Annotated in this window: 2 protein-coding genes; one reads left to right on the top strand and one right to left on the bottom strand. The window is 65.3% G+C overall.

Annotated elements, in window-relative coordinates:
• Positions 1 to 53 precede the first annotated feature (53 nt).
• The gene (locus MKK63_RS15525; RefSeq protein ID WP_244003250.1) at positions 54 to 1,502 is read left to right on the top strand and encodes an IS1182 family transposase; all 1,449 of its coding nucleotides are present in this window, start codon (positions 54 to 56) and stop codon (positions 1,500 to 1,502) included.
• 184 nt (positions 1,503 to 1,686) lie between these two features.
• Here MKK63_RS15525 and MKK63_RS15530 read toward each other — a convergent pair whose 3' ends face one another.
• Positions 1,687 to 1,857 (bottom strand): hypothetical protein, encoded by a 171-nt coding sequence (locus tag MKK63_RS15530; protein WP_167627792.1) that lies wholly within the window; start codon positions 1,855 to 1,857, stop codon positions 1,687 to 1,689.
• Positions 1,858 to 2,114 lie beyond the last annotated feature (257 nt).

Here is a 2,114-nt window from a genome sequence, read left to right on the forward strand (position 1 = left end):
CTGTGTGAAAACGTGCTGATCTGATAGGGTAAATTCCGATCTTGGAGGTCGGGATGAAGCGCTTCATCGCAGGTGAGGACCGTCAGCAGATCACGCTGCTTCCCGATTGCCTGGACGACTATATCACCGGCGACAATCCGGTTCGCCTCGTCGAAGTGTTCGTCGATGAGCTCGATCTGACAACGCTCGGCTTCGCGGGCGCCGTGCCAGAGGCAACTGGCCGTCCCGCCTACTATCCGGCGATCCTGCTCAAGATCTATCTCTACGGCTACCTCAACCGCATCCCGTCGAGCCGGCGCCTCGAACGCGAGAGCCAGCGCAACATCGAGTTGATCTGGCTGACTGGTCGGCTGATGCCCGACTTCAAGACGCTGGCCGACTTCCGCAAGGACAATGGTCCGGCAATCCAGGCCGCCTGCGCGCAGTTCGTGGTGCTTTGCCGTCGGTTGAACCTGTTCAGCAAGGCCGTCGTTGCCATCGACGGCAGCAAGTTCAAGGCGGTCAATAACCGCGACAAGAACTTCACCACCGCCAAGGTCGAGGCGCGCCTGGCGCAGGTCGAGGCGAGCATCGGCCGTTATCTTGCGACGTTGGACCGGGCCGACCGCGAGCCGAGCGACATCGCCGAGGCGCGCACGACGCGGCTCAGGCAGAAGATCGCGGGCCTGCGCGAGCAGATGCAGGTTCTCCGGGCGAGAGGCCGGCAGGTCGAGGCCGCAGCTGACGGCCAGGTCTCGCTGACCGATCCCGATGCGCGCTCCATGGCGACCAGCGGCAAGGGCACCGGCATGGTCGGCTACAACGTCCAGGCGGCCGTGGATGCCGAGCATCACCTGATCGTGGCACACGACGTGACCAACATCGGGAGCGACCGAGCGCAACTCGCGCCGATGGGGCTTCTGGCGCAGGCGGCGACGGGATGCGACACGCTCACGGTGCTGGCCGACCGGGGCTACCTCAACGGCGAGCAGGTCCTGGCCTGCGAAGGCACTGGCGTGCTGCCCTGCGTGCCAAAGACCCTGACCTCGGGCCATGCCAAGCGTGGCCTCTTCACGGGACAGGACTTCGTCTACGACGCCGAACAGGATCACTACACCTGTCCCGCCGGCCAGCACCTGACCAAGGGGCCGGCCCGGTCCGATCGCCGGGCCGAGGGCGACGAGATGGGCCACTACCGCAACCTGACGGCCTGTCTCGATTGCGCGCTTAAGCCCCGCTGCACGCCGGCGGAGACGCGCCGTGTCAAACGCTGGGTGCACGAGGGCGTCCTCGACGCGATGCAGGCGCGGCTCGACCGGATGCCGGACGCGATGAAGATCCGTCGCCAGACCGTCGAGCACCCGTTCGGCACGCTGAAGGCTTGGATGGGAGCGACCCACTTCCTGACCCGGACCTTGGCGAAGGTCAGAACCGAGATGAGCCTGCAGGTTCTGGCCTACAACATGAAGCGGATGATCCAGATCTTCGGGGTCGGTCCGCTGATGGCGGCGATCCGGGCCTGAAGGCCACCACTTCGCTCTGCGACACTCTCAGGACCTTCGCCTTGAACCTGAGGGATCTGCGTTCTCACACGGCCTCGGTGGTTTCCTGCCCGTCCGCTTCTGGACAGCGGTCGCATCAAGCGGACCTAGCCGTGGGGACCGCTCACGACCCTATCCGCACCGACCTTACCTGTAGCCGCTCGGCTTACTCCTGCCACGCATCCCACTCGTCCTGAACCGCCTCAATGCGGGTATGCAGGTGGCCAGCGTCGATAGCGGTTTCCATCAGCATGTCCTGGGCGGCGGCGAGTTGCTGGCGCAATTCGGCATTCTCGGTCGCCAGGACGAGGAGAAGGGCAGCCAGGTCATCGCTCATCCAGACTCCACGTCGCCGCAAGGCCGCGCGTCCAGCTGGGCTCAGGCTCGGCCGCAATCGCGTCCGATCAGCGCGACTGCGCCGGCGATGCCGCACCGAGGTCGAGGGGTATCCGGCCCCGGTGCTGCTCTTCCGGCGCGCGGTCGGAGCCAATCGCTGAGGGTATGGTGGTGCGGTATGGTTAGCCGATCTTGTATGAACCCCGCGCGACCAAGTCCACGTCGCGGCTTACAATCACATGCGGGAACGACGCATGT

This window comes from Methylobacterium sp. J-088 (assembly GCF_022829295.1).
Lineage (GTDB): Bacteria > Pseudomonadota > Alphaproteobacteria > Rhizobiales > Beijerinckiaceae > Methylobacterium.

Coding starts and splice junctions, on each gene's coding strand:
- MKK63_RS15530 (WP_167627792.1), bottom strand. CDS start 1,857: ATGAGCGATGACCTGGCTGCCCTTCTCCTCGTCCTGGCGACCGAGAAT.
- MKK63_RS15525 (WP_244003250.1), top strand. CDS start 54: ATGAAGCGCTTCATCGCAGGTGAGGACCGTCAGCAGATCACGCTGCTT.